26 protein-coding genes and 1 pseudogene are annotated in these 25,886 nt (G+C 52.9%); 5 read left to right on the top strand and 22 right to left on the bottom strand.

The features are described 5' to 3' along the window. The first annotated feature begins 57 nt into the window (after nt 1-57). From nhaB to ABLU96_RS26755, 4 genes are all read left to right on the top strand, one after another. Nucleotides 58-1,611, top strand: coding sequence for a sodium/proton antiporter NhaB (gene nhaB / locus ABLU96_RS26740; RefSeq protein ID WP_025106151.1), 1,554 nt, complete (start codon nt 58-60; stop codon nt 1,609-1,611). Between the two features lie 129 nt (nt 1,612-1,740). Further along, on the top strand, nt 1,741-2,271 hold the full coding sequence (gene dsbB, locus ABLU96_RS26745; protein WP_014229804.1) for a disulfide bond formation protein DsbB: 531 nt from the start codon (nt 1,741-1,743) through the stop codon (nt 2,269-2,271). Nucleotides 2,272-2,387: 116 nt separating this feature from the next. Beyond that, nucleotides 2,388-2,732 carry a DUF1971 domain-containing protein gene (locus ABLU96_RS26750; protein ID WP_004103255.1) on the top strand — a complete coding sequence of 115 codons (345 nt, stop codon included), beginning with the start codon at nt 2,388-2,390 and terminating at the stop codon, nt 2,730-2,732. 369 nt (nt 2,733-3,101) lie between these two features. Further along, a complete protein-coding gene (locus tag ABLU96_RS26755) occupies nt 3,102-3,773 on the top strand; it encodes an SOS response-associated peptidase (RefSeq protein WP_233933203.1) in 672 nt (223 codons plus the stop codon). Here the strand turns inward: ABLU96_RS26755 and ABLU96_RS26760 are convergent. The 12 genes and pseudogenes from ABLU96_RS26760 to ABLU96_RS26815 form a co-directional block, all read right to left on the bottom strand. After that, entirely contained in the window at nt 3,766-5,031 is a 1,266-nt protein-coding gene (locus ABLU96_RS26760; protein WP_233933202.1) for a Y-family DNA polymerase, read from the bottom strand. The two genes, ABLU96_RS26755 and ABLU96_RS26760, sit on opposite strands and share 8 nt — an antisense overlap. A gap of 1 nt (nt 5,032) precedes the next feature. Further along, nucleotides 5,033-5,452: a translesion error-prone DNA polymerase V autoproteolytic subunit gene (locus ABLU96_RS26765; RefSeq protein ID WP_032734479.1), complete on the bottom strand. Its 420-nt coding sequence runs from the start codon at nt 5,450-5,452 to the stop codon at nt 5,033-5,035. A gap of 139 nt (nt 5,453-5,591) precedes the next feature. Further along, nucleotides 5,592-9,560: a hypothetical protein gene (locus ABLU96_RS26770; RefSeq protein WP_348863097.1), complete on the bottom strand. Its 3,969-nt coding sequence runs from the start codon at nt 9,558-9,560 to the stop codon at nt 5,592-5,594. Nucleotides 9,561-9,727: 167 nt separating this feature from the next. Further along, the gene (locus tag ABLU96_RS26775) at nt 9,728-12,205 is read right to left on the bottom strand and encodes a host specificity factor TipJ family phage tail protein (protein WP_348862976.1); all 2,478 of its coding nucleotides are present in this window, start codon (nt 12,203-12,205) and stop codon (nt 9,728-9,730) included. Beyond that, on the bottom strand, nt 12,192-12,587 hold the full coding sequence (locus tag ABLU96_RS26780) for an NlpC/P60 family protein (protein ID WP_348862978.1): 396 nt from the start codon (nt 12,585-12,587) through the stop codon (nt 12,192-12,194). The genes ABLU96_RS26775 and ABLU96_RS26780 overlap by 14 nt, the downstream gene beginning before the upstream one ends. Then, entirely contained in the window at nt 12,584-13,054 is a 471-nt protein-coding gene (locus ABLU96_RS26785) for a hypothetical protein (RefSeq protein WP_032419293.1), read from the bottom strand. The genes ABLU96_RS26780 and ABLU96_RS26785 overlap by 4 nt, the downstream gene beginning before the upstream one ends. After that, nucleotides 13,054-13,530 (bottom strand): hypothetical protein, encoded by a 477-nt coding sequence (locus ABLU96_RS26790; protein WP_049101993.1) that lies wholly within the window; start codon nt 13,528-13,530, stop codon nt 13,054-13,056. The genes ABLU96_RS26785 and ABLU96_RS26790 overlap by 1 nt, the downstream gene beginning before the upstream one ends. A 41-nt stretch (nt 13,531-13,571) precedes the next feature. Further along, nucleotides 13,572-17,219 carry a tape measure protein gene (locus ABLU96_RS26795; RefSeq protein ID WP_348862980.1) on the bottom strand — a complete coding sequence of 1,216 codons (3,648 nt, stop codon included), beginning with the start codon at nt 17,217-17,219 and terminating at the stop codon, nt 13,572-13,574. Nucleotides 17,220-17,986: 767 nt separating this feature from the next. Further along, nucleotides 17,987-18,313, bottom strand: a pseudogene (locus ABLU96_RS26800) (hypothetical protein); the annotation flags it as partial. A 124-nt stretch (nt 18,314-18,437) separates the two neighbouring features. Further along, a complete protein-coding gene (locus tag ABLU96_RS26805; RefSeq protein WP_348862982.1) occupies nt 18,438-19,184 on the bottom strand; it encodes a hypothetical protein in 747 nt (248 codons plus the stop codon). A gap of 67 nt (nt 19,185-19,251) precedes the next feature. After that, a complete protein-coding gene (locus tag ABLU96_RS26810; protein ID WP_348862984.1) occupies nt 19,252-19,971 on the bottom strand; it encodes a P22AR C-terminal domain-containing protein in 720 nt (239 codons plus the stop codon). Continuing rightward, nucleotides 19,961-20,134, bottom strand: a complete 174-nt coding sequence (locus ABLU96_RS26815) for an Arc family DNA-binding protein (protein WP_004136225.1) — start codon at nt 20,132-20,134, stop codon at nt 19,961-19,963. The genes ABLU96_RS26810 and ABLU96_RS26815 overlap by 11 nt, the downstream gene beginning before the upstream one ends. 112 nt (nt 20,135-20,246) lie before the next feature. On the opposite strand from ABLU96_RS26815, the gene ABLU96_RS26820 reads away from it, so the two are divergent. Continuing rightward, a complete protein-coding gene (locus tag ABLU96_RS26820; protein ID WP_348862986.1) occupies nt 20,247-20,609 on the top strand; it encodes an Arc family DNA-binding protein in 363 nt (120 codons plus the stop codon). Between the two features lie 182 nt (nt 20,610-20,791). Here the strand turns inward: ABLU96_RS26820 and ABLU96_RS26825 are convergent, their stop codons facing one another. The 10 genes from ABLU96_RS26825 to ABLU96_RS26870 form a co-directional block, all read right to left on the bottom strand. Further along, nucleotides 20,792-21,499 (bottom strand): DUF6246 family protein, encoded by a 708-nt coding sequence (locus ABLU96_RS26825; protein WP_348862988.1) that lies wholly within the window; start codon nt 21,497-21,499, stop codon nt 20,792-20,794. Between the two features lie 67 nt (nt 21,500-21,566). Next, nucleotides 21,567-22,331 (bottom strand): immunoglobulin domain-containing protein, encoded by a 765-nt coding sequence (locus ABLU96_RS26830; RefSeq protein WP_348862989.1) that lies wholly within the window; start codon nt 22,329-22,331, stop codon nt 21,567-21,569. A gap of 58 nt (nt 22,332-22,389) precedes the next feature. Further along, a complete protein-coding gene (locus ABLU96_RS26835) occupies nt 22,390-22,773 on the bottom strand; it encodes a hypothetical protein (RefSeq protein WP_099728903.1) in 384 nt (127 codons plus the stop codon). Beyond that, nucleotides 22,770-23,138, bottom strand: coding sequence for a hypothetical protein (locus ABLU96_RS26840; protein ID WP_032431569.1), 369 nt, complete (start codon nt 23,136-23,138; stop codon nt 22,770-22,772). Before ABLU96_RS26840 ends, ABLU96_RS26835 begins: the two co-directional genes overlap by 4 nt. 2 nt (nt 23,139-23,140) lie before the next feature. Beyond that, nucleotides 23,141-23,503 (bottom strand): hypothetical protein, encoded by a 363-nt coding sequence (locus ABLU96_RS26845; RefSeq protein WP_023301678.1) that lies wholly within the window; start codon nt 23,501-23,503, stop codon nt 23,141-23,143. Next, nucleotides 23,503-23,676: a 50S ribosomal protein L13 gene (locus tag ABLU96_RS26850; protein ID WP_203259111.1), complete on the bottom strand. Its 174-nt coding sequence runs from the start codon at nt 23,674-23,676 to the stop codon at nt 23,503-23,505. The genes ABLU96_RS26845 and ABLU96_RS26850 overlap by 1 nt, the downstream gene beginning before the upstream one ends. Then, on the bottom strand, nt 23,676-24,056 hold the full coding sequence (locus tag ABLU96_RS26855; protein WP_058842811.1) for a hypothetical protein: 381 nt from the start codon (nt 24,054-24,056) through the stop codon (nt 23,676-23,678). Before ABLU96_RS26855 ends, ABLU96_RS26850 begins: the two co-directional genes overlap by 1 nt. 2 nt (nt 24,057-24,058) lie before the next feature. Beyond that, on the bottom strand, nt 24,059-24,334 hold the full coding sequence (locus ABLU96_RS26860) for a hypothetical protein (RefSeq protein WP_065890250.1): 276 nt from the start codon (nt 24,332-24,334) through the stop codon (nt 24,059-24,061). A gap of 9 nt (nt 24,335-24,343) precedes the next feature. Next, nucleotides 24,344-25,441: a major capsid protein gene (locus ABLU96_RS26865; protein ID WP_348862993.1), complete on the bottom strand. Its 1,098-nt coding sequence runs from the start codon at nt 25,439-25,441 to the stop codon at nt 24,344-24,346. A gap of 11 nt (nt 25,442-25,452) precedes the next feature. Then, nucleotides 25,453-25,884 carry a hypothetical protein gene (locus ABLU96_RS26870; protein ID WP_348862995.1) on the bottom strand — a complete coding sequence of 144 codons (432 nt, stop codon included), beginning with the start codon at nt 25,882-25,884 and terminating at the stop codon, nt 25,453-25,455. Nucleotides 25,885-25,886: the final 2 nt, after the last annotated feature.

Raw genomic sequence — 25,886 nt, forward strand, 5'->3', positions numbered from 1 at the left:
GCGTATAGTTACGCATAAAATCATGTTTCAGAATTTGACGGAGAAAGGATGTCTGTCGTGGAAATGTCGTATGGCCGCGCCCTGTGGCGCAACTTTCTTGGTCAGTCCCCGGACTGGTACAAACTCACTCTCATCATTTTCCTGATCGTTAATCCGCTGGTCTTTTATCTTCATCCGTTTATTGCCGGATGGCTGCTGGTTATCGAATTTATCTTCACCCTGGCGATGGCGCTTAAATGTTATCCGCTGCTGCCGGGCGGCCTGCTGGCTATTGAAGCGGTATTTATCGGTATGACCACGCCCGGGCATATTCGCGAAGAAGTGGCCAGTAATCTTGAAGTCCTGCTGCTGCTGATGTTTATGGTGGCGGGTATCTACTTCATGAAGCAGCTGCTGCTGTTCATCTTCACCCGTTTGCTGCTCGGCATTCGCAGCAAGATGCTGCTGTCGCTGGCGTTTTGCGTCGCGTCCGCTTTCCTCTCCGCCTTTCTCGACGCGTTGACCGTTGTCGCCGTCGTGATCAGCGTGGCCGTTGGCTTCTACGGTATTTATCACAAAGCCGCTTCGGCGCGGCCGGACGATGACAACATGCTCGACGACAGCCATATCGAGCAGCACTATCGCGATGTTCTGGAGCAGTTTCGCGGCTTCTTGCGCAGCCTGATGATGCACGCCGGGGTCGGCACCGCGCTCGGCGGCGTAATGACGATGGTCGGCGAGCCGCAGAACCTGATTATCGCCAAAGCCGCGGGCTGGCACTTCGGTGAATTCTTCATACGCATGCTGCCGGTAAGCTTACCGGTGCTGGTATGCGGCCTGCTCACCTGCCTGCTGCTGGAGAAATTCCGCCTGTTTGGCTACGGCGAACCGCTGCCGCCTACGGTGCGCAAAGTGCTGCAGGATTTCGACGATCGTAGCCGTCAGAGCCGCAGCCGTCAGGATCGCCTGCGTCTTATCGCCCAGGGGGTTATTGGCGTCTGGCTGATCGTCGCGCTGGCGCTGCATCTGGCGGAAGTCGGCCTGATTGGCCTGTCGGTCATCATTCTGGCAACGACTTTTTCCGGCGTCACCGATGAACACGCCATCGGCAAAGCGTTTACCGAAGCGCTGCCGTTTACCGCGCTGCTGACGGTCTTTTTTGCCGTCGTGGCGGTGATCATCGATCAGCACCTGTTTGCCCCGGTGATCGAATTTGTTCTCCAGGCCTCGCCGCACGCCCAGCTATCGCTGTTCTATCTGTTTAACGGCCTGCTATCGTCGATTTCGGATAACGTCTTCGTCGGCACCGTGTACATCAACGAAGTGAAGACGGCCCTGGAGCATGGGACGATCGGCCTGCCGCAGTTTGAGCTGCTGGCGGTGGCCATTAATACCGGTACTAACCTGCCATCCGTCGCCACGCCGAACGGTCAGGCCGCGTTTCTGTTCCTGCTCACCTCCGCGCTGGCCCCGCTGATTCGCCTCTCCTATGGCCGTATGGTGTGGATGGCGCTGCCGTATACTCTCGTCCTGACCCTGGTGGGCCTGGCGTGCGTCGAGTTTACCTTGATGCCGGCGACCCAGTGGATGCTGGAGCAGGGTTGGCTGGTGACGCCTCAGCTGCTGAAATAAAAAAGCAATACCCGGATCAAAAATCCGGGTATTCCATATTCGCTTACGTAATATTTTCAGACTAGCTGCTGGCGTCGCTTCGGTTTTCGTTTACACTGCCATGATTTAGCATGTTCCAGGGAAATGATTATGTTGCGATATTTAAACCAGTGCTCAAGGGGACGCGGTGCCTGGCTCCTGATGGCGCTTACCGCGTTTGTTCTTGAATTGGTTGCTTTGTGGTTCCAGCACGTCATGCTGCTGCAACCCTGCGTACTCTGTATTTACGAACGCTGCGCGCTTTTTGGCATTATGGGTGCAGGTATTGTCGGCGCCATCGCGCCAAAATCGCCTCTGCGCTATGTGGCGATTATTATCTGGCTCTACAGCGCCCTGCGCGGGCTGCAGCTGGCATGGGAACACACCATGATTCAGCTTCACCCTTCCCCCTTCCAGACCTGCGATTTCGCCGCTCGTTTCCCCACGTGGCTGCCGCTGGATAAATGGCTGCCTCAGGTATTTGTCGCAACCGGTGACTGCTCCGTACGCCAGTGGGAATTCCTGACGCTGGAAATGCCGCAGTGGCTGGTCGGGATCTTCGCCGCCTATCTGGTTGTCGGCGCGCTGGTGCTTATCGCACAGCCGTTTAAACCTAAAAAGCGCGATCTGTTTGGCCGCTAAGAACAATTGCTGATAAAGCGCTCCTCCGGGAGCGTTTTTTTTGCCTGCACGTTGACGTCGGTCACATAAAGTTGCATATTAAATGCAACTTATCGATGTTAACTAAGGAGCACATGATGTCTCATTTGCGTATTCCCGCTAGCTGGAAGGTAAAACGCTCCACCCCATTCTTTACCAAACAGAACGTCCCTGCCGCTCTGCTGACGCACCACAACACCGCTGCGGGTGTTTTCGGCCAGCTTTGCGTGATGGAAGGTACGGTAACCTATTATGGTTTCGCCGACGAACAGGCGACAGAGCCTGAAGCAAAGGTCGTTATCAACGCCGGACAGTTCGCGACCAGCCCGCCGCAGTACTGGCACCGCATTGAGCTTAGCGACGACGCGCAGTTCAATATTAATTTTTGGGTTGCAGATGACGCCGACGGTGAAAGCGGGCTATTCCACGCGAAGAAAGGCTAACTGAGCGCCTACTGCGCCCAGTCTGGTTTGTTCAGGATAGGCAGGAGTATTTTTTAGTCCTGCGTTATCTTCGGCAGTATCTGGGTAAATCTTAATAAGTTACCGCAGAGGATTTCACTCTCTATGTTCTTCTGTGAATCATCTGCGGTACTTTTCTGTCCCACTCATGCCCCAAACTGGAAGCGGCTTTCCAGAATGGAAACGAGACTGTTTACTGCAACGCAATCCCGTGGCATCCTTTTCTGCGTTAATCATGTAAATTTCGGTGCGCACCACTCTTTCATGATGACACTCTATATCTAAGCTTTATCCCTCGATCTGTACTCAACCGTGACGTCTATACTTTAGTCTTACCGACTGGAGGTAGCTATGTGCGGACGCTTTGCCCAATCACAAACCCGTGAAGAATACTTGGCTTATCTGGCTGAAGAGGTCGAGCGGGATATCGCCTTTGATCCAGAGCCAATAGGACGCTTCAACGTCGCCCCCGGTACCAAAGTTCTATTGCTGAGCGAACGTAACGAACAGCTGCACCTCGATCCAGTTCACTGGGGTTACGCACCAGGGTGGTGGGATAAGCCAGCGCTTATTAACGCTCGCGTAGAAACCGCGGCAACAAGCAGAATGTTTAAACCACTGTGGCAACATGGCCGGGCTATCTGCTTTGCGGATGGCTGGTTTGAGTGGAAGCGTGAAGGTGACAAGAAGCAGCCCTATTTCATCCATCGTAAGGATGGTCAGCCGATTTTTATGGCGGCGATTGGAAGCGTCCCCTTCGAACGCGGAGATGAAGCTGAGGGATTTTTGATTGTGACTGCAGCTGCCGACCAGGGGCTGGTCGATATTCACGACCGCCGGCCGTTAGTGTTAGTGCCGGAAGCAGCGCGCGAATGGATGAGGCAGGATATCGGAGGGAAAGAGGCGGAGGAAATAATTGCTGATGGCGCTGTGTCAGCGGACCATTTCACCTGGCACCCTGTATCCCGCGCGGTGGGTAACGTTAAGAATCAGGGGCCGGAATTAATAGAGCCGATCACTTAACTTTCAACAGGTCGCTGTATCTCGTTGTATAGCGGGGTGATAGCATTTCTCGCTTCATCTGCCATGCGGCCTGGATTCCCTGCCCTGCAAAATAGAGCGTCCCTCTGCCATCCTTCGCGTTGAGGTGGTCGAGGACTTCCATCAATTTCTCACTGTTCTGCCGCGGTGCGTTGTCGTCGAATAGATTCAGCTGTGCCACACCCTGGCTGTAAAAATCACCCAGCATTACCCCTGCTTTCTGATAACGATGTCCGTCTCGCCAGATTGCATCGAGGCATTTCGCCGCCGCGGTGATTATGTCTCTGCTGTCCTGGGTTGGCGTAAGCAGCTTTACCGATGCGCTGTTTCCGTAATATGGCTCATTAAGCGCAAAGGGACTGGTTTTAACGAACGCTGAGATAAACCGGCAATACTGATGCTCGCCGCGAAGTTTCTCGGCTGCGCGCGATGCGTAGCTGCATATCGCCTGGCGCATTTCATGATATTCAGTGATGCGGCCGCCGAACGAACGGCTGCACACGATTTCCTGCTTTACCGGCGCGAATTCCTCAAGACCAAGGCATGCCTCGCCGCGCAGCTCCCGCACCGTTCTTTCCAACACAACATTAAAGTGCTTCCTGATGAAACGGATATCCGTGTCGGCAAGTTTTAACACTGTGTCTATCCCCATAGACTCCAGTTTTTTACTGATACGGCGGCCAACGCCCCACACTTCATCAACTGGCAAGATCGCCATTAGCTTTCTCTGCCGCTCCAGGTTCGACAAATCAACCACACCTCCGGTCTGGCGCTGCCACTGTTTCGCGGCGTGATTGGCAAGCTTTGCCAGCGTCTTGGTCTGAGCAATACCAACGCCGACCGTGAGATGCGTCCTGCGTAGAACTGTCTCACGAATTTCCCGGCCAAAGTCGGTAAGATCTCGACAGTTACGAACCCCTGTCAGGTCGCAAAATGCCTCATCTATACTGTAAATTTCGCAGCGCGGAGACAGTTCTTCCAGCGTGGTCATCACACGATTGGACATATCGGCATAGAGCTCATAGTTGCTACTAAACGCGATAATGCCGTGCCGGAGAAACAGATCCCTTTGCTTGAAGTACGGCTCACCCATTTTGACAAACGGCTTGGCTTCTGCGCTACGTGCAATCACACAACCATCATTATTGGAAAGGACGACCACTGGCCGCCCTTTCAGGTCAGGACGAAACACCGTCTCGCACGATGCGTAAAATGAATTCACATCGCAAAGCGCAAACATCTTAGCCCGCTGATTTAATGATGTAAGTGACGACCCCGAACACGTCGAGAGTGTCCTCGCTACCCACAACTATCGGCGAATATGCAGGGTTCATTGGGTTAAGCTGAACCCGCGGATGCAGCTGCAGTTTCTTTACAGTGAATTCCCCATCCACAGCTGCAATCACGATATCACCATGTACTGCGGTTCTTGAGCTATCCACAACCAGTAAATCCCCCTCCCCGATCCCAGCATCCTTCATGCTATCGCCGGCAGCTTTGACAAAATACGTCGCGCTGGGGTGATTGACTAATAGTTCGTTCAGATCGATGCGCTGCTCAACATAATCCTGCGCGGGACTCGGAAAACCACACTGCACAAGGTCGCTGTACAATGGGATCAGGATGATCTTACGTAACTCAACGGGCGTGTAGAACTGCATAATAGACTCGCTCATATAAATACTGTTTATATATACAGTAATTTCATTGAGCGAGAAGATCAAGAAAGGAAGCGGCTATCAATATCAATGACAGCCGCAATGCTCTGTTTGTTATTGAATTGCCGTCCGTGGCAAAGAATTAAACTTCCCTGATGGAAACCCACGCTATCTCGGTCTGCTTCCCTGCCTCACCCATTACGGTCAGTCGCAGGTTTTTGGTCGGAGACGCATTGTTACCGGTATGCCAGTATCTGAATTTTATCTCTCTCCATCCCAGAGCTGCAGATGAAGAGAATTCAGTGGCAACAACTTCTTTACCAGTGGCTTGCTGACCTATCAGAACGCGAAGCTTTGACAGGTCATATGAGTCAGGGGTAATAGTTGAAGTAGAAAAACTGGACGAGGAATCGAACAGCGATACCCATCGACGGCACCATACTTTTATCTCCAGCTCCACGGCATCTGCTTCAGTCGGTGCCGTAAAGTCCTGGGTGATATAATTGGTGTCGTCAACGACCACCACCTTTGTGCATCCTGCCGGCGGATTTCCGCCAGATGGAACATAACGAGGTACGCTTCCGATCCGGGTCCATCCGGAGATTTCATCATCACCAAACTTGCCCTGAGTAAGAAGCTCCGCTCCCCTCGCCCGACGCTCCACCGGCTGCCAGTTATCCAGGCCTTTGCTGTCACGTCCTGTATATTCGACATGAATATCTGACAGGCTAAAACTACCTGACGCGGCGATCAGGAACGATATTTTGTCCCCCTGCATGTACTTCACTATATTTGGTGACGTGATCGCACCAGTTATAGCTTCCCAGGTTCCTTTTTTATCCGCGTAGTGCGTGTAATACGCCGGGTCGAAGCCCTGCTCTGCGCCTGTATAGGTAATTGATGATGGCCCGGAACCACTGACTTTCGTTAGCGTCCCGCTGCTTGCTGTGGCCGCATTCGGATTGCAAATCAATTTATCCTGATACTGCCCAACAACAGTAAATGAGGTGGTCCCATCACTGTAAACATCACCAACAGTTGGTGTCGCCGTAACCCCCGTGAATGCCTTATAGATAGCTGTGGTGAACGCTGGCTGTGTCAGGCGGTTTAATGCGTACACAGTTACAGTGCTACCCGCAGTGACCAGGCGTACAGACTGCACCCCATCAGCAGACGACGGAAGAATGGCTTCCACCAGAGCATAATTTGTGAATGCCAGCGCCGTGCCCTGAGCAAGTTGCCCATACTCAGAGTTATAGCGGGTACGGGTAGTGTTGATCGCGTTATACACGCTCAGATTATCGAAATAACTCTGGTCTGCCGTCGGAATGGCGGTATGCCCCAGCGTTATTTCTTTAAATCGTTGCGCGCGGTCAGTTACATCGTCATAGACCAGATCGGCAACAGTACCGACGGTATACCCAGGACGGACACGGAAGATTTTAAGCCCGCTTCTGGGTCGCGGCATTCCGTTAACGCCCTTCAGCATACCTGACCACAACTGCGTGTTCGTTCTGGTCCCTGGGTGAGAACCTACCCATAAACGACCATCGCTATTGAACTCAAAGTTTCGAGCTTCAGTAGTAATATCCCAGAATTCAGCGCCAAATTTCTCGGCAACCTGACGGGTCTGCGCATACGCCCAGTTATCAATTTGCGGATGCTCAGTGCTGAAAATGGGCTTCGCGCCAAGAGCCCTGACTGACTGAATAACCCGCTGCATGTCCTCCTGCCAGTACCGGTAGGATATGCTGCGTTTTGCCGCATCATTTGTCTGACTGATAATCACAACATGAGAAGCCCCCATATCGCGAATACCCCACCCAAATGTCGGGCTGTTACTGATGATGCGCTGGTTCATCATCACACAGTCATTTCCGGAGACGCCATACGGCTCGATTCGCCAGTCGGTAAGCATGGAGATCATCGCCGCATACGACTTGTCTTTCAGAGCGTGCATTGACTCAGTGTAACTGTCACCCAGAATGACAATTTTACTGCTGTTTTTGACGGTGATTTTCTCGCTGATGAACTCTGCAGATGCACTGGTGTATTGCTCATTAACGAGCTTTGCCATATTACGCTCTGTCAGGCGGCGCAGCACAGGGTCCATTGTTATTGCGGTATCCGCAGCCATCAGGAAGAACCCTGTGGCATAGCGCTCAGACGTGGCAGGTGCAACGCCTGACCCCACCCAAAGAGTGTAAACAGCTGAGGTGTAGGTGCTAACCTGGCCGGCCTGCCACACAAGATACAAGTTCGGCCCTACGGTTTTGATACCGCGCTCAGTGGTGTAGGTGATCTCAACCAGAGATGCACCATTAACCTGGAAAATCTGCGCCCGGGCGATACCTGCGACATCAGCGGGATTTTCGGCATAAATCAGGAAATAGGCACCGACGTATTTACCGCGCAGATCGGCAGTGCTGGTATAGCCAACAAACTCCGTCGCTGACCCGTCGGTGCGCCACTTAATTGCCCTGGTATATCCGCGATCCAGCAATGACTGCTGAGTGGTCAGGGATACAACAGTCGACCCACCACGAACCGGAGGATTCAGGCTTCCCCCATCCATGTCACCATACGTCAGCAGGTTGCGCTCGAAATTAAACTGCAGCACATCCTGGTTCGTGAAGCGGACCTGGTTCAATGTGTCCAGTTCGTTGACTACACGCTTGGCAACGTTGCGCTCTGTCAGACGCCAGAGCAGCGGCTGAATATCGTAGTCCGTTGCTCCGACAGAAAGATAAAAGGCGGTGGCAAACCGGTTCGCGGTGACAGGCGCCGTCGCCCAGCCCAGACAAAGTTCGGTAACCGGGTTGGTATACGCGTTAACGGTGCCTTTCGCCCACAACAGCCACAGGTAATCGCCGACTTTTTTCTTACCGATATCGTTGCTGTAGGTGATCTGCGCAAGAGCTCCGTCATTGCTCTGGAAAATGTTGGCGTAATCCAGATTGTCGACGTCGCTCTGATTTTCTGCGTAGATCAGAAAATACCCGCAGACAGTTTTTCCACGGAGGTCGGCATTTCCTGTACTACGGATAAACTCAGTCCCGCCAGTGCGTGCCTGCACGGCGTTTTTATACCCGCGCTCAATAAGGGTTTGCTGCGTGGTGAGAGCAACTACGGATGAGCCGGAACGAATAAGCGGGTTAAATGCCCCGCCATCCATATCGCCGAACGGGATGATGTTGCCGTGATAATTAAACTTTTTATCCAGTTCGCGATGGTTGATTGCAAAGTCGCTGGCCGGGTACGGAGCGTCCCATTTAATACTGTCCAGATTCATTACCGATTCGCTGAATACATAGCACAGGCCGGTAATGAGCCGCGTATCTGAAGGTGCCCCAAGCCCACCCTTGCCTATGTGGAGATAGCGCGCGCTGCCATCAGCAGGAACAAATGCCAGAGTGGCATAGCAACGAACCGTAGAGGAAATATCACGGCGATAATTTACATATGGCACAGTTGGACTGGTGATGTTGTTCAGACCAGCATCTGCCAGATATGAGCACGTTGAATCAGAACCAAAGTTGCCATCAGCAGCATAAACAAGTGCTGACATCAGCACGTATTTACCATACTGCGGCTCAGGAATTTTTACCGGTGAGGCCAGAACGCTGGTATATGTATCACCATCAGGCAGGCGAGCTCCATATTTACAGCCTATCCCCATAAGGTAAGAATCGGTTATCGATACAAGTTTTCCGGTAACGTACGTTGACGATGCATTTTTCATTTTCGGCGGAATTCCTGATCGGAAACCACCATCGTCAAACATATTAGACAGGCGCAAAGGGAATAAAGCAGCCTGAGAAGGCATTTTACGACCGGTTTCGATCAACGTTCCTGCGTTATTAATTACCTCAACCGCAAGAGCGCTGTCATCCGGGCTTCGGTAATATGTGGTCGACCCCACTGGGATGTTCGCTATATCCGCCTGCGCTGCAGCCAGGGTCATATACTGGCGGCTGAGAGGGATCAGGTTCTGCCGCGTTTCCTCAACGACTTTATCCCCTTCTGCCTTGATGCCGTCAACGGTGTAATGTTCACCGCCGAGGCGATCGGTGTATGTCAGCTCTGTACTGGTGACAACCTTATCCAGCATGGCGCCGGCATAAACTGCATCCCGGATATCAGTGCTTGGCACCTGATTGTCGGTTGGAGCTGGTAACGGTACTTCTGCCATTGTGCATGTCGCCCTATAAAAGGCGCACGAAGCCCTCAGAAATTAACCTGATGGTGTGCGCGAAGGTTGGTAATTACTGCTGTGTGTTACGGATAAATCGAGTCTGAATACTCAGTGAGTGAGAGGGTTTGAGTATCGTCACCGTTGGGTTTAGCGCTATCGACGCGCCAGATTGTGGAGTTCAGTTCCGAGTCGGTAGCAATGAAATAACGGCTGGGGTTTTGCACATTTTCGCGGTCATAAATGTTCAGATCGAAGGTGTCGGCTGCAGCCTGAAATACTTTGGGCTTGCCGCTTACCGGATAGGCCCGCCAGCGCCCGCGGTAATTTCCGAGGCTGTCGGTCATAACCACCCACATATCGCCGAGTGAGAAGTCGATACGCTCTGAGGTCGCAAACTCGTCTCCGGAGCGCCCAGTGATGTATCCGGTTTGCTGCGCGTTGTCGTACATGTCCGGACACTGAACCACCGTGCCGCGCACGACCTGCGTTTCTTCCAGCACTTTCACCGTCATGGTCAGGCGTGAGTAAAGGATTTTTCTCGCCTCAAGCCAGGCCCGATCGGTTGCCTGAGTGGCGTTGCGGCAGCCATCCAGGCTGATCTGCATCGCGTTAACAGTGGCATCCTCAACCTCAGTGATGCCGCTGCTGTCGATCTGCAGGTAGATGTACGCCTTCTTGTTCGTCAGCGGGTCAACGTAATCCAGCGCCACGCCGTCGTAACCACCAGGGAGAGACATTTGCCAGGCTACTTTGTACTCGTCCCAGAACATGTTTGAGCGCGCAAAAACCGCATCGGGATTTGTCACTTTCTCATCACGCCAGAACGTCAGCACATCGCCGATGTTATTGCCGTCAACGCGGGCCACATTGGCGATCGTCGCTATGCGCTCACCAAGAGGCTGTTTCTCATCCGAGAAGGTGTAATCGAAATATCCAAGCTGGGCATCCGGCAGTGAGTCAGCAATGGCATACAGAGCGACGACGTCAATACTGGCAACGTCCTGTTTACCGACAACCACCCATTCGTGAAGGATGGCGTCGGCAAACGAACGACTCGGCCGCAGCGTGTAATCGACCGCGCCGGTGGTCCTGTCGTAGCTGATGGTATGCCGCTGCGCCAGCATGTTGTACTTCTGCTCGCGATTGCTGTTGCTATCGTTCGCCCCCTTAATCGTGATGCGGGCAATCGTGTCTTCCTGATACACGACGTTTTCGCGCACGTTCACCGCGTGGATTGCCATCAGCGTTACGACGTTGGCATCGTTGCTGTTGTCGAGTCGCTCGATTGTCACCGCATAACGCCCCGCCCCGGCAGCCGGAGTGAATTTATGCGTTGTGCGGAAATACCGGGTCGTCACCTGGAAGTCGTTATCGAAGAAATAATCATACTGTTCAGACGTCCCCGGCACCTGATTGTTGTCATCATCAACCTTCCAGAACTTAATCCTGTATTGCGTTGTGCCAGCGGTCGCGCCAAGTTGAACCAGCACATGCACCCAGACCTGCGTCGAGACAATCGGCGACACTGACGGACCGATAACAAGCGGCGTCTGATCATTCAGTGTGAACAGCGTCGAGTTGATAACAGCATTGCCCGGAAGCGACGTAATTTCACCTGAGAGCTCGCCGATATAAAACGTCGTGTACGACAGCGTGTCGTCGCCGATAGCGCTCTCTGAGGAGATGATGTTCCCGGCGCCGGTGACGTTTCGAGTAACGCTTGTGCCGCCGTCGTTCCATGTGGCGTTGATGACGAACGTAACCGGGTGCGGTACCGCCAGCGCCGCGAAGTAGGCGAAGTTGTCATCGTTTGACAGCACAACAGCCTTGAGCTGATTACTCTCTATAGCTACTGAGGTCGGCGCAGTCGTTGTGGCGGTCTGAGCCGGGAAATCCTCGCTTTCGTTCAGGCCCGGTACAGTTTCGTTATCGACGTCATCGAACTGATAGCCGACTTCAATCGTGCCGATCACGTCACCCGGGTTATAAATCGCAGAACTGGCGCCCGCCAGGCTGCCGAGGTTCGATTCGGAGTAGCGGATCGAGGAGATGGTGTACCGGCCGTAACCGACCTCGAACCATTCCGTAAGCTGTTTGTTATTGTCGACAAACTCGAACAGCGCCTCCTGAATCAGGTCAGGAAAGACGCGGCACTGGCCGTAAATGTTCGGGCGCCCCTTGTAGAGTCGCGCGCGGTTCGTCTGGCCGGTTAAGTCATTATTTGGGGATTCGCCGGTCGCCACCGATACCGAAGCGCTGGGCTTGTTTGACAGGCCGAATACTTTCAGCGCGCCGGAGAGGATTTTTGATACTGGACGCAATATTGTGGTGACCAACTTTCCGACCCCGCCCTCCGGCTGATCGAACACCGCCACGACGTCACCGGTACTCAATGGACGACTGATATCGTAGTCGTCCGACAGCGCGCGACCATTAAGTTTAACGACCACATCACGGTGCAGTTGCAGAGAATCCAGGAGATTAATCAGTGCGGTTCCGGGTTCTACCGTTCCTCGCTGCAGCGGAGCGCCGGGCAGTCGCTGCAATTCATATCGAACCATGCACCATGTACTCCACTTTGCTGTAAACCTTCAGTAATGCCAGCGGGCTGTCGCAGCGTACGAAACCAAATTCACCGCGGGCATGCAGGCATTTCACCGGGCTGATCATCACACCGATATGCGCTGGTAATTCGCCGCGGTAAAAAACGGCGATGCATCCGGTGGTCGCCACCGGCACTCGCCGCCAGTGGGCGCGTTCCTCTTCGTAGCAGGTGATGAACTCCGCGCCAGATTCGTACCCGGCGATGTGGTGCAGCTCTAGCCCCAGCACATGCCGGTAATAGAGAACCACCAGGCCCCAGCAATCAATCTGCTCAAAACTGCAGGCGCGGTTAGCCCAGGGCTTGCCGTTAACAAGCCCGATAAATTCACTCTGTGTCATACAGTGATCAGCCCGGGATAGTCTTTCGTGGTGTAAATGATGGAGTTGGCCAGCGTTAGCGGGTTAGTTTTTCCGGCGGTCACGGTGACGTTGCTAGCGTCGGCGGAAATGTCGTTCACATACAGCGTCCAGTCTTTCAGCGATGATGCGTCACCGATCGCATTCCACTGCTGATACAGGCATTTTATCGGCGTCATGCGCGCAGCCCCACGCCAGCTTTTAAGCGTCTGTCTGACGTGCTCCGTCGCGGCGACAAACGTTATGGTCATTGATATAACTGCCGTTCCGTCCTGCGCTGGCTCGGTCACACTGAATCGCGCTGGCTCGAAGGAGTTTCCACCGAACGTCGCCGGGCGGAACAGGTTATTGACCACCCGGTAATAACCAAACGCAGGATGGTAAAACTCCACAGTCTGCTTGATATCACTGGCCGGCCGCCGCTCCTTCCATTCTCTCAATGTCGGCATCAGTCGGCCCTCGGCATAACTTCGGTCACCAGATAATCCAGCCAGTAGCCATAACCCGGCTGCGCTTCGACAATCCAGTCGTCGTAGTCCTCGGTCATATCCTCGATACCGTTGCTGATAACCGTCGCCGTCCAGGTTACAACGCTTCCATTTTTGCTGGTCTGCACTGGCATACTGACGAAGTGAAGCGTCTGTTGCTGCACGCCTTGTGTATCCCCAAGGTCGATCGGCATCTGGAACCAGTTGCGCCCACGGTCGCAATAGGTCGGTGACCGCAGCCATGACTTAAACCGCTCGGCCTGCGCCAGCGTGAATATCCACTGCAGCGTCCAGGTCGCTTTCAGGTCGGTAGTGATTGGTGTAAATATCGCAGGGCCGACAGCAGTCTGCGTCGTCTGCCATGCCGTATCTTGCGTCATATTCTGATCGGCGCGCTGGGGAAGTGGCAGGAACGGAGGGTATTGAACTGTAGCCACGTGTCCTCCTGGCATTAAAAAACCCGCCGAAGCGGGTTGGTTTAGTAAGCGCCTGTCGCTTGTCGGCGTAGGCCAAAACTCTGCTGCATCTGAGATGACATTGGGCCGCCGTTCTGCAGGTCGGTAATGAATGTTTCTACCAGTAGTTCACCGTTATTCTGGCTGCTCTGCGTATCAACCTGTACCCCGCTCGCATAGTTGTAAACGTTGTGGGTGACGCGCATATTGCCGCCATTGCCCTGCATATCCTTATTGCTGATAACCTTTCCATTATCGCCAGGTATCATGTACTGCTTGCCAGTGCTGGCCTGGTAAATCTCCGGCTTACCTTTCTCACCTACCTGATACATGCTGCCGGCCGATACCGGCCCGCCATTATAGCGCGCGCCAGACAGAGCAAGACCGCTCGCAAGTCCTACAGTTGATGTGATGCCTGCTGATGCCGGCGCGGCGTTTGTACCCAACGTTGCGAGTGATGCCAGTGCAGCAGCAGGCGCCCATGCTGAAGCCGTCGTTGCCGCCATTCCAACCGATGAAGCGACAGAAGCCGCGCCGAGAGTTTGGCCGAGGATGTAGTTTTTCAGCGCTTCGACGCCAACCTGCACGATGCTGTTGATCACACTGTTCAGGATGGTATTCCCAAGTGACCGCATCGCCTCCTGAGCTGACATTGTGCCGGTTAGCAGTCCGGTAATTGCATTGGATGCATTCCCGCTAAAGGCGTCAACCGCACTCGTCAGCATGTTATAGCCGAGGCTTTGCTGGCTGAGTATTTCCCATTGAGCTGCGGTCCTCTGCTGTTCGTACTGCGTGTCTGCTGCGTTTTTGAGGGCCAGCGCGTTCTGATGGGCCAAAACCCCCTGCTGCTCAAACTGCTGGATGAGGGCCAGTTCCTGAGCGTGCTGATTAGCCAGTTGCTGAACCGGGTCAACCTCGGCGGCGGCCTGCTGTGTCGGGTTAACAACTTGCTGAGCGCGTATCTTAGCCAGATTAGCCTGGTGTTGTTGCTCCATCTGCTCGGTAGCGGCGTTGTACTCCTGAAGGTCAATCTTCCCGGCATTCAGGGCCGCTTTCAGGTTCTGCATGGATTCGGCGTAGGATTTATTCTCCGCCTGCTCCGGCATGGCTTTGAGCGCTTCGGTTACGCCTCTCGCTGCTGCGGCCGCATCCCACGCTTTAGCGGCGTATTGCCCAGCCTCCTGAATCTGCGCCTGAGTTGCGGCGCTGCCGAGTGACTGCTGCGCACGCAATATCGCGCTGTCTCGGCTCAATTCTTGAGTTGAACTGGCTGCAAGTTCAGACTGCTGGCGAAGGTTTTCAAGTTTTTGGGAAACTGATTCTGCGGCTGATGCTGAACGCTTGTCTTGCTGCTCTCCCTTTCTCTGAGCCTCCTGGCGAGCTTCTTCTGCTTTCTGAAGGTCGTAGTTTTCTCCGGCCAGATCGCCAGCCCTTGATATCTGGTTTGGGTTATCAGTGACCTTAGCTGCCTGCATTCTGGCTTTTGTCACTGCTCTTTGGCGTTCATCCTGAATTTTCAGTAACTCGTTCTGCTCTTCGAGGTTAAGAATTACTTTGTCGCCATCAGCGGTAGGAGGAGAAACCTGCAGCGCTTTGGGGTTGAAGTTTTGTCCAGCCTGATTTGCTCGGTTTATTTCATCAGCAGTGTTGCCGAAAGCCTTCGCAACCGCGCTCTGCACCTGCTCAAGTGACCAACCCTTTTGGATCAGCCCATCATGCACACCCATTGAAGTGAGCATGTTGTTTGTTAGGGTCCTGTTAGCTTCCGCTGCGGTGTCCTGAGTTCTTGCCAGTTTTTCCTGAGCATTTGCAAGGTCGCGAGATTTCTGAGCTAGCTGATCTGAAATCTCAGCCTGCTGGCGAGCAAAATCAGCGCCTTGCCCCATAGATTCTGCAGCAGCCTGGGCCGCTGGGGTGAAGTTTTGATAGCGTGACCTTAAGGAATCGACTTCGGATTGGAGATCAGATATTTCATCCTTCTGTGCACGTATAGATTTATTCGCATCGGCGATGGTTCCACGTAATTGTGTATTATTCATCGCCTTCATTGAGGCGTTCACGCGATCCAAGCTATCGGCAAAACGAAGGGCTTCTTCTCTGGCTTGCTGGGCTTTCTGCCAAAAATAGAAAATAGCCGCCGCCGCAAGCATGGCGACACCTGCAGGCCCACCAATTAACCCTAGCGCCCCTCTCAACACCCCCCCGGCTACAGATGCCGATCTGGAAGCTATAGTCGCGGCTTCCTGGGATGCTATGTAGCGTGCGTTTGCGGCTGTAGCGGTTGCCGTTGCGTCAGCTGTCGCTAAACGGGAAGCACTTACTTGCGCCTCTGCCTGCACAATAGCTGTTGCTCTTGCGTTCTGAGTTGCGGACTCGGCTCTTGCTAACTGAGTTGTCAAGGCCGCCTCGGCCTGGCGAAGCTCTGCCATCCTTGTCGCTGTCGCAATTCTCCCCTGATCTGAGATTTGCGCCTTCAGCCGCTGCGCCTCAAGCGCTTTTTCAGATTGAATCTGCGCAAGCTGCGTGCGTATTTCCGCCGTTTGAGCCTCCGCAAGCTGCACCTCAGCAGCTACTGAGGCGTTCGTTGTTTTGAGGGTAGCCAAGCGACCTTCTGCAAGGTTAAGGGCCGATATTGCCGCTGCCTTTTCAACCTCAGCCAATCTTAATTTTGCCGCCGCTTCTATTTCGGCGTCTTTTGCTGCTACCGACGCAGCTTTGCTTTGTGCAATAGATGCAGCCGTATCCTGAACTTTTGCCGCCGTTGCCATCGTAAGTGCGCCAACATAGCGGCTTCCCATAATTGCAGCCACGGCAGTTAACGCCCCGCTGAGTAAGCCGATATTTTCACTGGCTGTCACGACTGCGTCATTAAAAATTCCAGCGCTGGTTTTTACGGTTGAGTTTTCACCAAAGAATTTAGTTATGTTGTTACCAGCAACCTGCAGTGCCTGGCTGATCGTCGTCGTAGTGTTGGCGAACTCTTTCCCGATTACCGCTCCCTGGGATAAAAGCCCATTAACGACCACGTCGGTTGTTAACTTGCCCTGTGCCGCCATGTTGCGCATCTGGCCGATGCTAACACCCATGGAGTCAGCGAGAGCAACAATCAGGCGGTTTCCCTGTTCGTTTACAGAGTTGAATTCCTCACCGCGTAAAGCTCCAGAAGCAAGGCCCTGCGACAACTGAATAATCGCGTTCTCGGCCTCTTGCGCCGTGGCACCTGATACAACGAACCCTTGGTTTATAATTGTGGTTAACTTCGCCAGATCATCTGCGCTGGTCCCATACTGCCTGGTTGCCCTTTCCAGTCTTGCGTAGAGGGATGCCGTTGCATCTAAACTACTGCGAGTTTGCTGAGTAATGTTGAATACGCGCTCAGTTACATCAGCAAGTTGTTCAGACGGGCGAAGAGAGTTGGATAACTTGTTATTAACCGTGGCCCATGCGTCAGCATATTCAGCCACCTGCTGGACAGAAAGAGCTGCGGTAAGTGCAACCGCAACACGTGACAAGCTCGACATCGAACGCTCTGTGGTATCAATGGAGCGTGATGTTTTATCAAATCCCCGTTCCATCAGATCAAGGCGCTGGTTAACGCGCTGCTGGGCTACAAGAAGGCCCTGTATGTCCATCTCAATGTCGTAATAAATGCCGCCAGCGTTCTCTGCCATATCTTTCTCCGGACAATAAAAAAACCCCGCCGGAGCGAGGTTCTAAGTTAATTACATATTAGCTCTTAGTATACTGACAATGTCTTACCTAAAAGAAAATTTGCTTGCTCAAATCCAATTGTATTAACCTCAGTATCAACAACATAATCATAAGGCCATTTGGTATACCTTGTGAGCAACTTTGTACCGCCATTGATGCTGCCGACAATTCCTGTGACATTCGGAAAGTAGCCATTATCGCCGGAGGCAATGGGCTTACCTTGCCCAACTCTTATATATGCACTTCGCCCTGGGAAATGCTCATTACCTACAATAGCTGAGTATCCTTTTGCCTTTTTAATTATCCTAATGCTTTCATTGGTTATCTCGCATTGTTTTTTATCCGTCATTGAATCTTTTACGCACCCGAACGACCACGCCTGATCTGCCACGCCAACATTCCCTGAACCGTCTGAGTGATATAATGTATAAGGTATGCGATCAATAAGACCATGCTCTACTGCCATTACATTTGTTTCATTCCAGTTCCATATATTACTTGACACCTCACAGGTAATATCCCCACCAGAAACTAACGGCATTTTAGCGAATATACTGGGTTTTATTTTATAGAATATATTTTTGGATTGAGAGTATCTTTTATCAATAAAGTTAGAACAATGTAATTCAGCAATGCCGGGCAATCTTTTTATCTTTTCAATTTCAGACGTGCTTACCGGTGAGCCTGATATTTGATCTCTTTCATTGCTGTAAGAACTCCCGCCCGAACATTTAGCCCACTGCTCTGTGGTTTTTTTTATTCTGTCAGACACTGCAAAGTTAGATCTGTCCAGACTGGCAGCAAAGACCTTTGTTTTATCATCAACAAAAATCATCCCATCCTTCTTTTCAGTCAATGGTGGGGTTACAACAAAAGAACCATCCAGCCTATATGCCGTAAAGGATTTTCCATCGAATATCACATTCGCATTACCTTTAGTGAGCAGATTTGGAGGTGTAGACAACGCCCCCACTGCATACTCACATACTAACTTTTCACTAGCCACGGCTGCGCCTGAGACCATTAAAAGGCTAAGTGCAATAAAAATTCGCATATCCCTATCCCCATCAGTAAATGATGCGGCAATCGTAGCAGAGGGGAAGCGATACGACAAAACCCGCAGTTAAGCGGGTTTGGGGCCAAAGCACTAATTAGTGCTTAGATTTATTATCAGATAGTTAGGCAACATCAGCGCCATGGATCAGGTGACGAAGTGCCTGAACCCCTTCCGTGTTGTAACGGAAGGCTTCAACCTGCTTATCTGAGTGTCTCGACTTATCCAGGAAGAATTTGCCGTACTGCTCAGTTTTTAGATTGTGCTTATTAGCTACGCGACCGACCTTGTTCGCCGTGCACCCAAGCTGTTCCGCCACTTCACCCGCCGTTGAGTAATGCTCCTCAATCGCCGGCAGTGGCACAACTTCGTGACCGAGAAGCGGGTTAACAAGGGTGGCAACGATCACCTGGTTAGCCGATTCACCAAGCCGCGGGAACATTGACATCAGCTCGCGGGCCGATGCGATGTTTTTCTCCAGCGCCTGAGCTTTGAGTTGTTCAGCTTTGGCAAGCCGATATTCAGTAAGCCCTGAGGTGCTTTTGGTCGGCACCTGGATAGCCTGCATGTCTTCCAGCTTATCAACCAAAGAGCGGCGAACTGCCTTGGACTCGCGCGCGGCGACGCGCAGTGCTTGCTTGATGGACATTACTACTTTTTCAGAGGTGGTCCCGTTCGCTTTTTGCACTACGAAAATTTCGTAGTGCTCACCTTCCAGCTCGTCCTTAATGCGGCCAACAAAGTCATTATTGCGGACTTCTTTCTCTCCACACTGTTTGCGAGCATCATTTACCATCAGTAATAACGACTGAGAGTCAATGGTTTTATCGGTGACAACACGGCTTTTTGGTGCTAAATTTAATGAAGTCATTGGTTGGACCCTTATGACAGATTTATGGATAGCCGGTAGCTCGTAACTATCGGCTTTTCTTTGTGCATCATTGCAACATTTCCCGACGCAGGTGAGGCAATACCCTGCTCCAGTTATCATCCTTCCATGGGTGAAATTCGATATGCGCCGTCTCACGCTTAATGATCTCTCTGGCCTTGTTGATTGTCCGTGGCAACTCCTGTCCGATAGTGTGAAAGTGCCCGGCCTGTCGATGCTCGGCTACCTTCAGTAATGGAGTAACGCTCTCACAGGCGGTCAACATGATGTCACTCGCCCGCCACAACCAGGCAAGTGATGAAAGTTCATCGTCAGTAAACTGCTTCGCAATCGGCGAATGCGCCACTTCCCGATCCAGAATATCCAGCACCCAGCGGCGGAACTCTTTCGCCTTATCGGTAGTGGCAAACATCGCGATTAGATGACAACCACGAAGAGAGAACACACGGACCGACTTTTCACGTAAGTTATTGTTTATTCCGTTGGTCATCATTTTGATGACCATTGACATGCTGCTCGTGAACTCGTCGGAATTACGTGAGTAAATGGTCGAAACGCTTTTGCTTGAAGCATATCCCAGTGCCTTAGCGACATCTGCAGATGTCAGCCAAATACCATTCGCAACAGGCACTGGTACCAATGTGACATTGTGGAAACTTAGCTCTTTGTTCTGTACACTGTTCATGTCGATATTTCCTTCGCGGTTATTTTCGATAGAAGCCCGGTTAGTGTTAGCGCACTTCCGGGCTTCGCTGTTTTTACTGACCATTCACGCGTTCCTCACGCAGGCTTTTTGCTAAGCGCTGCACAATCGCCGAATTAATCGAAATCCCGTCCATCTCAGCTAAGCGCCGGATATCCTCCTTCATTCGCTCTGGCAGGCGTAGCTGGAAGCTATCATTTTTACGGCCGGTATAGAGTACGTCTTGCATCTACTATCTCCTTCTATGGTGTCAACTTGGTTCTACAACCAATTTATCACCATTTAAAACGATGTCAAGTTGGTGCTATTGTTTGTCGTCAAAATTGCAAATTTGAGGACTTATGAGCAGATTCCCTAGCCAAGAAATGGACAGGTTTAACGTAAGGCTGCCCTCAGGAATGCGTGAAGCAATAGCTGAACGCGCCAAGGCCAACGGCAGGTCAATGAACTCAGAGATCGTTCAGATACTTCAAGAAGCGCTTGATACCAATAAGGCTATTTCTGAAAGCGATCTGGTTGACTTCGACTCAACTCAGGCTGCTTTTAATGCAACCTCTACGCCTGAAGAAAAAGAAGTATTCTTAAACGCTCTTGCGAAAAAAGATCCGTTCACAGCAGAAATCCTGCGCGAAGGTGAAGAGCACGCAAGAAGACTTGCAGCAATACTTGGTAGGCGTATGGGATACCTGGATGAAGAAAAGTAAAATCCCCAACTAATTGTTAAAGAGCGGCTGCTGGAGCCATTAAAGCGCCTGCCGTCGCTCATGTAAATAGGTCATAAATTTCATCCATTTACGCTAAGTTATCTATCATTAAATATGATGAGATGTGATTAACTATGGTGAACCTGGATGAATGAAAAAAAATTTTTCAATAGCACGAATTGCTAATTTCTTGCTTGATTATTTGCCTGTCTTTCCATCATCGTCTGCCAGCGGCGCTCGTCTTCGTCCATGACCGTGTCGTACTCTTCGCGCGTGAAGCCGTTCTGATTGGGGTATTTGGCGTTAATCATCATGGCGAACTCTGTCATCGTGAGGTTCTCAGCCTCTTCCCGGCTTATGCCGAAATGGTTGCGGGCCGCCATGATGTAGTCGGCGGCGCGGAATTCTGCGGTTGTCTCGTTCGTTTCATAACGCTGCAGCTTGCGCACCTTCGCTTTGCCGATGATGCCGTGCATCATCAGGTTTTGCGCGACGATGACCATGCTTTCCGGCGGCATGCTGCCCGGGCGCCAGACAAAGCCACGCTTACGTGATTTCCCCGGTTTCATCCAGCCAACCAGATCGCCGATATCGTCGTCACAGCAGGCTGTCAGTACCGTGTGAGCCGCCATGATCGCTTTGCGTGACAGGAGCCCGCTTTGCATAAACCGCAGGACGCAATCAGGAAGGCGGCTGTACTCATCGCGAATATAAGCCTCGGCTGCGCGCTGCGCGAATGGCGTCGCCTCGTCATTGCACAGGTCATAGAACGCCTGGACAATTTCCTCCGGCTCTCCAATGCGTGCCATGTTTCGAAACGACGGCCGGAAAAAGAATTCCCGGTCACCGGTACCGATAACGCATTCGCCTAATTCTTTAATCGGGGTCATAGTCGCTCCATAAACAGTATCAAGGGCGCAGAACGCCCTTTGTACTATTCACGAAATGGCCTGGCGGTTAACTGATAGTGACCGCACAGGATGCAGACGTGATCTTGACTGGTGTCGCGGAAGAGTCGGTGACTTCACAGGTATAAATCCCGGCATCACCAGAAGCAGCGCTGGCCTTGTTGAAGGTCGCCGTTGTTTGCCCGCTGACAACCGTGCCGTCTTTCTTCCAGACGTAGGTGTAAGGCGCTGCACCACCCTCAACCACTACAGACATAGTCAGAGCCGATCCGGCCGTCACGCTCTTGGTCGTCGGCAGGTTGGTGGTGAACGCCAGCGCCGACGGGGCGACCTCAAATACCACGGTGTCTGCATCAGCTACTTTCCACTCTCCGGAGAAGGTGGAAATATCCGAGGTGCCGAAATCACCAGACCAGGAGGTGGTGTTGAAGTAGCCCATGATATAAGTGCCAGCGTCTTCACCAGTGAAGTCGAAGCGGACCCAGACTGTCGGCTGACGGCCGGCCTGTACCTCATCGAAAATATATTTCGAGATGGCAATAGCGCCAACTTCAGTCGTCTTGTCTTTTTTGCGGAACTCACCTTCTCCTGAGATGGTAAAGTCCATATTGTTGACCAGATTCTCAACCAGCCCCTTCGTATCGTCAGCCTCAGAGGTGACGGTATTCATGGAGTAGTCGAAGCCCTTGGTGGTCATGGCGCCGAGTCGCTTCCATTCGGAAAGCGCAGGGACCGTATCAGCACAGCCAAAAGCCATGCGGAGCACGGCCACCTTACCAATCAGCTTGCCGGTGTCATTAGCGCAGCCTTGCATGTATGCCTCTCAATTAAAAAAGGCCGCCATATGGCAGCCTGATGGGTGATTCTGACGATTATTCGCCGTATGTGCAGGAGACGAGTAGCCGGGTTACCAACCGGCCTTCTTCGGTAGGGATCGGCGCCGGGACATTGCCGACAAGCCGCAGCGCGCCAACGCAATCATCGGCGCCGGCTTGCGCGCTGATATACTCGACAATGGCGTTTACCGCGGCGTCAGCAGCATCTGGATTGGCCTTCGAGGAGATCACATCAACCATCACATACCAGTCGCCGCCAAGGTCAAAGGTGATATCGGTGCCGCCTGAAGGCCGGAATACGATGAACTGATCGGTATCTTTCCCGGTGTCGCGCCATTGCCGCCACTGGACCTTAAACCCCGCGGTAAGCCCCTCAGCCACAAAGAGGTCTTTGAGGCGCATATACATGGGGGGTGTCATAGCGAAAGCTCCTTCTTCACCACCGCGTCAATCTGGCTGCGGGTATCTTCGAAGCCCTTCGTTAAGAACTCCTTGCGGGCAGTAGCTCGCCGGAAGTTCTGCTTCACTGCCGGGTCGTGGACATACACCGCATAGTTGGCGGAGTAACCAACGCGCCCGGTTACCCTGGTGCCGTTAGCCATGATTTCGCGGAACTGGCTGTTGATGAGCGTCGACGTATCGATCGGGGTGTAAAGTGCTGCCTGCGCGCTGCCGATAAGCATCGCAGACTGGATTGCCCGCACGACTTTACGCCCCTGGACGTCTTTGATGATGCGATCGAGGTTGGCCTTGGCCTGGCGGATGCCGCGAACTTTAGCGCCCATAATCAGACTCCCGTAATCAGTGCGAAATCGTCCGCCAGTCGCTCGAACGTATCTGCAAACTGGACGATCTGCCGAATCTCATCTGCCTCATCCGGCGGTGCAGCATCGGTCGAAGCGCCAATCAGGATGTAATCTCCCTCCCGCGCCGTTGCGTACTCGGTCCATATCGTGTTTTTAACCACGATCTCCCGGCCGAGGTCACCGATTTTTGCAGAGAGGCCACCCTGGTAGTCGCAGAGGATAGCGATCGGCGCTTCCCACCCGTACGGCTGACCTCCGCCGTCGGTATCACTACCGTCAGCATCGCGTATGCGCCGCCAGATTGTCGCCGTCGCGGTGTATGACCAATTAGCTACTGAGGACATCAGGCATCCCTCCATCGCAGCACAACAGCGCCTGTGGCGCGTATGCGGTCGCAGTTGATGTACCACTCGCCGTCGCTTTTCACGTACGCTGTCGTTTGCTCACCGGTATCGGTAATCACCCACACCCGGGTAAATGTCCGCGGCAGTCGTTGCTGAACTGAAACCCACGCCATTAGCAGCCCCCGACCACCATAAACAGGCCCACACTGTTGCCGGCGCTGATTGGCAACTCACCGGTGCAGCCGCTGGTATCCAGTTTCGCCAGCGAGTCGCGCAGCCAGGTGATGCCATCGTCTCCATAATCGAACGAGCGCGACGCTCCTGATGGCGCCCCCTGCGATTTTATTCGCCTGGCACCGGATGACGTCGCCATGAGCGCAGCGGCATACATCAGGATGAGCTTTGCCGTGCATTCGTCGTATCCCGCACCATCGAGGCACGGGATAATCTTGTTCACCACGCAGAGAATCGGATCGAGCAGAGCGGCCGGGATGGAGTAACCCAATTCACCGAGGAACGCCTGCACGTCTGCCGCTGTGATTGGGTCAGCCATGGTTATTTCGCCTTCTTCGATTTGCTGGCAGATTCTTCCTGCTGCTCTGCCTGCTCTGCCTGCTCTGCCTGCTCTGCCTGCTCTGCCTGCTCTGCAGCATCATTGCCCGGTGTAGCCACTTCCAGCGTCTGCTCGTCATCACTAATGATTTCAACCAGACCAGCAGCTACCCAACGCTTAGCGACATCACCGCTTACCGAAACCTGAGCACCAACCTCCAGCTTCTGGAGATTGGCACCGGAAAGCAGGTTATCGCGAACCACTTTTACCAGTGCCATAGTTACCCCTTAGCTGTGCGCGTAAATAACAGATTTGCGATTGTTGATGTCGGTCTTAACCATCAAGCCCATCGCACCCCAGGTGCGCCAGACGTAGTCACTGTTATAGAACTGGCGAGGGTCAGCAACGGTGCCGACCGCCTGGCCGACAATCGGAGCGATAACGCCGGCGGTAAGCGGAACAATCAGGATCTGGTTACCAGACAACTGCGCATCTTCTTTGATGGCTGCAATGCCAGAAAGCTTCAGCAGCTCCTGCAGGATGGTGTCAGACTGGTAGTTGTCGCTGAAGTAGCGTTCCAGATTTGAGGTGATCTCGCCTGAAACATACCAGTTCTGCTGTGCATACTGCAGGTTGGTCAGCTTCATCACGTCGCGCAGAGCAATGGATGCATTGCGGATTTGCTCAGCCGTTGCGCTTGAGCTGGTGAAGTCGATATTTAGGCCGGAAGCACTGAGATCGACAATCTGCACCCGCTCATCGGCTTTTACCCCCTTCCAGGTCTTGCCATCAAAAGCGATATAGTTGCCAGCAGAGTCACGGAAACCGTTGAAGACGTAATCCACGTACTGACGACGAACATCATCAACAGAGCCGCGCTGAGCGTCGGCCAGAGAAGCCAGAGAGGATCCTTTGTTGAAAATAGGGTCACGCCACTGGAATTTGAAGCCAGAGTCGTGGATCGGAACCATCGTACCGTCGAAGGTGTACGCGCGCGCATCAAGCGCCGCACCAATCTGGCCGGACATGGAGGTATGCGCCCAGCCGCGGCCACCGGTGCGAGCATACTCGTACACGGACTCTTCAAGACGGACAGAGCGGGACAACGGGATCAGGTCGTTAAGCAGAGTGAATTCAGTATTTGGTTCGAATTCAGCCAGCACAGTCTGATCATAAGCGCGATACAGGCGGCGGATATCGTCGACAGCGTTCGTCGCGTCCAGTGCCGGAGTGTTTGCCGCATCACCACGCCAGCGGGTGCGGGATACGAAATCAGCAACGGCCTGAGCACTCATATTGCGCGCCAGTTGCAGCTCATTGAACTGCGCCTGGTTCGCTTCGAGGTTGCCCGTCTCAGTCGCGCGTCGGGTGGAAAATACAAACATTCAGTCTCTCCTTACTTGAACACGACGCGAACCAGATCGCCTGCTGTGGCGGTCAGGGACTTGTCTTCTTCGACATAGGCAAAGATGGTTTCACCCTCTGCCAGTACTTTAATTTGGCCATTGGCCACAGAAACCGGCTGGCCCTTGGTGTAGGTACCAGCGGCAGCGCGAACGTTGAGGAAAACGCCCGGCGTTGGCTGGATGTTTACCACCCAGTCACCGATCGCATAGGCATCGTCAACCGTTTTGCAGCGCAAATAGTCGTAGTTAGCAACGTAAAGAATCGCGTCTTCAGCGCCATCAACAGACGGTGTAGGCTTGGCTGCACTGAAAAAGATAACGGTACCCGGCAGAAACGCTGCGGCCGCAGAACCTTCACGATTAAGTTGCGGGTTGGGGAAAATCCCGCCCGCGTGAATTACGTGTTTCCCGTCTTTAGCCATTT

Source organism: Klebsiella sp. CN_Kp106, assembly GCF_040064575.1.
In the GTDB taxonomy this organism is placed as follows: Bacteria; Pseudomonadota; Gammaproteobacteria; order Enterobacterales; family Enterobacteriaceae; genus Klebsiella; species Klebsiella michiganensis.